A 6,137-nucleotide genomic window follows, 5' to 3' on the forward strand; every position below is an offset into this window, starting at 1 on the left:
GACTTGGCCGCCTCCGCGGGGTTGATCCAAAACTGGCCCGGCTCCCCTAAGGTGGCGTAGAAGTCGGCGATCAGCAGTTGATGGGATACGCCCCAATACGATCTCCCGCCGGTTTCCGCCACCCGCTCTTGGATGACCTCAACGGTTCCGTCCGCGTAGCTCACAGTGAGATCACCCCGCAGGCTGAGGGTCGCCTTTTCGGTAACGATGTCCAGCGTCACGGGTGCATTCACGGCGTTGGCCAGGGTGGCGTAAAAAACGCTGCGGGCCCCATTGACGTGCTCGGCAACGAACTCGGCTGTGTCTTCCACCTCGATCACGCCACCCAGCGAACGGGTGGACGCACGGCCTTCCACTTTGGCGACATCACCCACCAGCCACTGCAGCAGGTCTACCGTGTGGATGGCTTGGTTCATCATCAGCCCGCCCCCACCTTCCGCCCACGTACCGCGCCATGGACGGTTCCGGTAGTAGCTTCCGTCCCGGTGCCACATGACGGTTGCCGAGGCGCCGACCACCTGCCCCAACGTGCCGCCGTCGAGCAGTTCATGCATGGCTTGTGACGTCGCGTTGTAGCGGTTCTGGAAGCAGACGCCGATCCTTGCCGGACTCCGCTCCGCCACCTCGATCAGCCGCTGCCCCTCTTCCAAGGTGTGCGCCAGCGGTTTTTCCACGATCACATTGACGCCGCGCTCAAGGCAGTCGGCCGCCACCGAGGCGTGGAGGTGGTGGGGAGTGCAAACATGTACGACGTCGGGACGCACCTCCTGGAGCATGTCCAGGTAATCTGCGTAGCCGGGGACGCCGTGGGCAGCTGCCGCCGCTGCCAACCTTTCGGGGTCGGTATCGCAAACTGCCACCAACTCCGCGTTCTCCAACGCAGATAGTGCCTCAAAATGTACGGTCGAGATGTCGCCGCAACCGATGACTGCCGCTGTAGGCATGTCCTGCTCCTTCGAAGGATGATGCTGAATTGTTGGGGGTCCAGGCTGTCAGGCCAGGGTCACGCCGTTCTTGCTTGCCAGGCCGGCGAAAGCACGGGCGGCGATGCCAAAGGCCACGGGGCCTGAGTATCCGCCGAGTTCGTGGGCGCTGGCCAAATGCGGCTCCAGGGAAGCGAAGCCGCTGTAACCATCGGCGGCGAGGGCAGCAATGGTGGCGTCCAGTTCGCCGTCGCCTTCGCCGGAGGGAACAACTTCGCCGGTGGTGGCGATCGCATCCTTCACCTGGAGGTACTCGAGGTACGGGCGAAGCAAAGCGTAGCCGTCGGTGTATGGCTTGACGCCCACCTGGACAAAGTTGGCGTTGTCCCAGGCGACCCGCAGCGCCGGGGACGCCACGGTTTCCATGATGTCCAGGACGCGCTCAGGGGTGTCGCCGTAGATACCCTTCTCATTCTCGTGCAGCAGAACCACACCGCCGGCTTCCGCTTCAGAGGCCAAGGCCGTCATCCGCTCCATCACGGCATCCCGGATCTCTTCCTGGCTCTGGTCCTCACCACGATAGAAGGAGAAGATGCGCACGTACTTGGTCTCCAAGGCCTTCGCCACGGAGATTATCTGGCGGAGCCGTGCGAGCTCGTGCTCTACCGGGAGGCTGACATCCACCTTGCCGATGGGGCTGGCAACGGCGGAAACCTTCAAGCCCTTTTCATCCAGGATCCCCTTCAGCCGCTGCACAGCATCGGGCTCGAGCTCGGAGACGTTAGTGCCCCAGGCGCTGCGGACTTCAATGTGACTCGCGCCGAGGGCCAGCAGTACTGCGGCCTGGACGGTGGGATCTGGATCTACTTCGTCGCCGAAACCGGACAGGCTCCACACGGCTTGGGGATGGGTCACGAATTCTCCTAGGTAGCCCCGTGATGCCACCGGCGGGAGCGCAGTGATGCAGTTCACAGGAGTGTCTTGTCCTCACGAGTTTAGCCATCGTGGCACTATCTTGACAACCGATTGCCATTTACTGCCAAGGTGTGGCATTCTTGACCCACGGTGTGGCAGTGGTCACAGCCGGATGATTTTTTGTCGTTCCGGGAGGAACGCCCATGTTTGCTGTTCAGAGAGGAACGCCCATGGCGACGCAACCCATGGCAACAGGCCGGCCTGCCACCATCCACGACATCGCGGCCCTGTGCGGCGTCGCGGCGTCCACGGTTTCGCGTGCGCTAGCCAATCCTGAGCGCGTCAACATCCGCACCCGCGAGCGGATCCAAGCTGCCGCTGTCGAGCTCAATTACACGCCCAATTCGCAGGCGAAAGCCCTCAGCTCCGGGAAGACCGGCGCCGTGGGCGTCCTGGTTCCGGATATCACCAACCCGTTCTACTTCGACCTCATCCGCGGCACCCAGTTGCAACTCAAAGCCGCCGGCTACACGCAGTTGCTGGTCGATACCGAGGAATCGGACGAGGTAGAGGCAAGCACGCTGGAGCAGCTACGCAAGAGTGCCGATGGCGTGATTGTTGCTGCGTCCCGCCTCAATGACGACTCCCTGGCCGCTGCCGCGGCGCTGATGCCGATGGTCACGGTCAACCGCGACGTCGACGGCGTCCCCGCAGTCATCATCGACACCCCCTCGGCTATGCCGCAAGCACTGGACCACCTCATTTCCTGGGGCCACACGTCCGTTGCCTACGTGTCCGGCCCTGCCGTTTCGCAGTCCAGCGCCCGGCGATGGGACGCACTGTCAGCAGCTGCGGAGGAACGCGGTGTGGAGGTCCGCCGCCTTGGACCCTTCGCGCCCAAGACGCAATCCGGCGCTGCCGCAGCCGACGCCGCCGTCCACAGCGGGGTCACTGCCTGCATCGTGTTCAATGACCTGATCGCCATCGGCATGCTGCAACGGCTCCGTGAACGTGGCCTCCGGGTGCCGGAGGACATGAGCATTGTGGGCTGTGACGACATTTTTGGGGCCGACTTCTGCAATCCGCCGCTGACCACCATGAGCTCGCCCATTGAGCAGGCCGGCAGGGTGGCGGTATCCATGCTGCTGGCCCAGTTGAATCCACTCGCCGGCGGCGGCAACAGGAACCGCTCCGTCATGCCCACCCACCTCACGGTTCGCGGTTCAACAGGTCCTGTCCCCTCAACCTAGGGCGATTCGCCGCAGGGCATAGTCACCTCCTGCCGAATCACCAGCGCAGCCGAATCACCGCCGCAATATGGTTGAGGGTTCGTGACGCGGCTGACTAGTGTTGGACCATGCGCGAACTCCAGGAAAAGATCATTGAAGAAATGGGCGTCCAGCCCCGGATCGATCCTGCGGAGGAGATCCGTCAGCGGGTCGCCTTCCTGAAGGATTACGTCAAAGCAACAGGCACCAAGGGCTTTGTGCTGGGTATTTCCGGAGGGCTCGATTCCACGCTCGCCGGGCGCTTGGCCCAGCTGGCAGTCGAGGAGCTCGAAGCTGAAGGCGTTGATGCGAACTTCGTGGCCGTCCGGCTCCCCTACGGCGTCCAGCACGACGAAGACGACGCCCAGGCGGCCCTGGACTTCATCAAGGCCAAGACCGAGTGGACCTTCAACATCTCCGCGGCCGTTGACGGCTTCGAGGACGAGTTCCAGAAGACCACCGGCGCTGAAATCTCCGACTTCCACAAGGGCAACACCAAGGCCCGGGCACGCATGATCGCGCAGTACGCCCTGGCCGGCGAGCACAACTACCTGGTGATCGGCACCGATCACGGCGCCGAGTCCGTCACGGGCTTCTTCACCAAATTCGGCGACGGCGGTGCGGACATCCTTCCGTTGTTCGGCCTGAACAAGCGCCAGAACCGGACGCTCCTTGCCGAGTTGGGCGCTCCCGCCCGCCTGTGGCAGAAGGTTCCCACCGCCGACCTCCTGGACGACAAGCCCGGCCGCACCGACGAGGACGAGCTCGGCATCACCTACGACCAGATCGACGATTACCTCGAAGGCCGCGGGGTGCCTGATGGAGCGGCAGAGCTCATCGAGCAGAAGTACCTCCGGACGCGCCACAAGCGCACCGTTCCGGTCACCATCTTCGATACCTGGTGGAAATAAGCGCATTACCGCTCTGACCAAACCACAGCGTTCAAAACCACCGCGCTGACAAAACCACGACGGCGGGTGCCGGCTTCCCTACGGAAGTCCGCACCCGCCGTCGTGCTTTAACCAACCCTCTCCCACATCCCGCGCCCTTCCCACCAACCCTCTCCCACATCCCGCGCCAGGTCTTGACGTCCCGATAGATACCGATATATCGTTAACTATCGCCGATACTTCTTCGGTGATTCACACAACCGAAAGGACGATGCTGTTATGAAAGGCATCAACGAAAACAACAACTCATTCCCTGAGCACGACCATGGACACCCCGAACACGGACACGGCCGAGGCCGCTTCAACCGGGGCAAGGGCCGGCGCGGACCGGGCGGGCACGGCGGGGGCGGATTCGGTCCGGGCTTCGGCCCTGGCGGTTTCGGTCCCGGGTTTGGCCCCGGTTTCGGGCCGAGGGGCTTCGGTCCCGGCGGTGCACGCCGAGCCAACCGTGGTGACGTCCGGGCAGCGATCCTCTCGCTCCTGGCCGAGGCCCCGTCCAATGGATACGGCCTGATCAAGACCATCGCCGAGAAGACATCCGGGGCCTGGCGTCCCAGCCCCGGCTCGGTCTACCCCACCTTGCAGCAACTGGTGGACGAAGGACTGATCGTCGCCGTCGGCGAGGGCCGCCGCACCGAGTTCACCCTCACGGACGATGGCAAGGCTTATATTGCCGAGCATGAGGAAGAGCTCGCCAACGCCTGGAACACCGAGGCCGATGCAACCGGACCTGCATTCCACCAAAGCGTCGGCAAACTCATGGGAGTGATCCACCAGTTCCGCTCGGCCGCCACGGACGAACAGCGCCAGGCAGCCATTGAAAAGCTCGACGAGACCCGCCGCGCCCTCTACCTGATCTTGGCTGACTAATGCCTGCTGAAGTCCTCTTGACCTTGACGTAACGTCAACCCCTACTGTCGAAGAACAAGCACAGGACGGAGGACGTATGGACTGGTCAATTCAGGAAATCGCCAAGATTGCAGGGACAACCAGCCGCACGCTGCGTCACTACGACGACATCGGGCTGCTGAAGCCAAGCCGGACCGGCCATAACGGCTACCGCTACTATGACGGTCCGGCCTTGGTTCAACTCCAGCGCATCCTCCTGCTCCGGGAACTGGGGCTTGGCCTGCCGGCCATCGCCGAAGTTCTCGATCGCGAGACCGATACCGTCAAGGCGCTCAGCAGCCACCTGGACTGGCTCGCCCAGGAGCAGGACCGGTTGACCCGGCAGATTGCCTCCGTTCGGCAAACCATCGACACAATGAAAGGGGATGGAAAGTACATGGCACAGAACATGTTTGATGGCTTCGACCACACTCAATACAAGGACGAGGTGGAGGAGCGCTGGGGCAAGGACGCCTACGCCGCCAGTGATTCGTGGTGGCGCCGGATGAGCGCAGAGGAAAAGCAGCAGTGGAAGGATCGCGTCCAAAAGCTGGGCACGGACTGGATCTCAGCAGCAGAGTCCGGCGTTGCACCTGACAGTACCGAAGCCCAGGATTTGGCACGACGCCACGTTGAATGGCTTCGCGGCATACCCGGAACCCCGACGGCGGCACCTGGCGGAGACATCAAGGGTTACGTCACGGGACTTGGCGAGATGTACGTTGCTGACCCTAGGTTTGCCGCCAATTACGGCGGGGAAACGGGGGCGATTTTCGTCCGGGACGCTTTACGGGTTTACGCAGAAAAGAACCTCTAAACGGTCGGGATGCGCTGATCAGAGTTAGGCAATAGTCTGACCGAATGGGTACAAGCACCGTGAAATCCGGCGAACAGGTTGACAGGCAGAAGCGCATTCTCGAAGCGGCACTGGAATTGCTGTCCCGCCACGGCATTTCGGGCATCAACATGCGGGCCGTGGCACGTGAAGCCGGCGTCGCACTGGGGCTTGTGAACTACTACTACGAAGACAAATCGAGTTTGATCCGCGCGGTGCTCCACCAGATCGAAGAGCACGACCTCCTGCTGGTGGAGCCTTCGCCCGCCTCAACCCCGGACGAACAACTCCGGGAGTCTCTTCGTCGCGTTGCCGACCCAGGGCTCCTGACCACCCCGTACCTTTCTCTTCGCCTCCA

The 6,137-nt window shown here is 62.7% G+C and carries 7 protein-coding genes; 5 read left to right on the top strand and 2 right to left on the bottom strand.

Annotated elements, in window-relative coordinates; all coding sequences use genetic code 11:
• Together HP499_RS19450 and HP499_RS19455 are read right to left on the bottom strand one after the other, a co-directional pair.
• Positions 1–944: Gfo/Idh/MocA family protein (locus HP499_RS19450; protein ID WP_172325799.1), on the bottom strand; the 944-nt coding region annotated here is incomplete at its 3' end.
• A gap of 48 nt (positions 945–992) precedes the next feature.
• Positions 993–1,838, bottom strand: a complete 846-nt coding sequence (locus tag HP499_RS19455; protein WP_172325800.1) for a sugar phosphate isomerase/epimerase — start codon at positions 1,836–1,838, stop codon at positions 993–995.
• 230 nt (positions 1,839–2,068) lie between these two features.
• On the opposite strand from HP499_RS19455, the gene HP499_RS19460 reads away from it, so the two are divergent.
• The 5 genes from HP499_RS19460 to HP499_RS19480 form a co-directional block, all read left to right on the top strand.
• Complete coding sequence (locus HP499_RS19460; RefSeq protein ID WP_172325801.1) at positions 2,069–3,088, top strand: LacI family DNA-binding transcriptional regulator; 1,020 nt, start codon at positions 2,069–2,071, stop codon at positions 3,086–3,088.
• Between the two features lie 107 nt (positions 3,089–3,195).
• Positions 3,196–4,017 (top strand): ammonia-dependent NAD(+) synthetase, encoded by an 822-nt coding sequence (gene nadE / locus HP499_RS19465; RefSeq protein WP_172325802.1) that lies wholly within the window; start codon positions 3,196–3,198, stop codon positions 4,015–4,017.
• A gap of 258 nt (positions 4,018–4,275) precedes the next feature.
• Positions 4,276–4,926: a PadR family transcriptional regulator gene (locus tag HP499_RS19470; RefSeq protein WP_172325803.1), complete on the top strand. Its 651-nt coding sequence runs from the start codon at positions 4,276–4,278 to the stop codon at positions 4,924–4,926.
• Between the two features lie 76 nt (positions 4,927–5,002).
• Positions 5,003–5,761 carry a MerR family transcriptional regulator gene (locus tag HP499_RS19475; RefSeq protein ID WP_172325804.1) on the top strand — a complete coding sequence of 253 codons (759 nt, stop codon included), beginning with the start codon at positions 5,003–5,005 and terminating at the stop codon, positions 5,759–5,761.
• A 44-nt stretch (positions 5,762–5,805) separates the two neighbouring features.
• A partial coding sequence (locus tag HP499_RS19480) for a TetR/AcrR family transcriptional regulator (protein WP_172325805.1) occupies positions 5,806–6,137 on the top strand: 332 nt, incomplete at its 3' end.

The sequence above is a fragment of the Paenarthrobacter sp. CM16 genome, from assembly GCF_013179505.1.
Taxonomy (GTDB): Bacteria; Actinomycetota; Actinomycetes; order Actinomycetales; family Micrococcaceae; genus Arthrobacter.